The sequence below is a fragment of the Paenibacillus sp. EB106-06-01-XG199 genome (assembly GCF_058791575.1).
The window spans coordinates 1-670 of record NZ_JBYTDQ010000040.1 but is presented as its reverse complement, the minus strand read 5'-3'; the positions used below and the strand labels follow the sequence as shown (position 1 = coordinate 670).

General features: G+C 62.5%; 1 protein-coding gene. It reads right to left on the bottom strand.

Annotation, left to right across the window (positions count from 1 at the left end):
* Positions 1-670 (bottom strand): AMP-binding protein (locus AC3WT9_RS34620; RefSeq protein WP_492408987.1); only part of this gene is annotated, 670 nt, incomplete at both ends.

Sequence of the window (670 nt, the reverse complement as noted above, 5' to 3'; positions counted from 1 at the left end):
GCCTTCGATTTGCTTTGCAGTTCAGCCAGCAGATCGTCCGTCCATGCCTCCCCGCCGACCAGTATTTCCGTTACGCCTTCAAACCACGCCACGCAGCCCGCCGACAGCAGCATCTTCAGCCGCGACGGTGTCATCTGCACCATCCCAATGCGCTGGCGTTCGATCAGCGCCGCCAGCTGCTGAGGGTCCTTCTGCTGTTCTTCGCTCGCCGCCACGATCCGCATGCCTTGCGTCAACGCCAGCAGCGTCTCCACCACCGAGATGTCGAAGGACAGCGTGGTCGCAAATAAAACCGACTTCGCCGGGCCGAAGGGAATCACTCTCGTCATCCCTGTGATGAAGTTAACCACCGCGCGGTGCTCAATCATCACCCCTTTGGGGTTCCCGGTCGTCCCCGAGGTATAGATCACATACGCCAACCGCCGGGAATCCGGCGCAAGCGGCAGGTTGGCCTCGGACTCTGCTGGCCCTCCAGGCGTCAACCCGATAACCGTGCCCTCAAATCCGCAGGAATCCAGGCCAGGCTGGGTCAGCAGCACCGCCGCGCCGCTGTCTCCGAGCATATACCGGATGCGTTCGGCCGGCAGCGCCGGATCAATCGGCAAGTACGCCCCGCCGGCCTTCAGGATGCCGAGCATCCCGGCGATCATGTCCAAAGAGCGTTCCATCA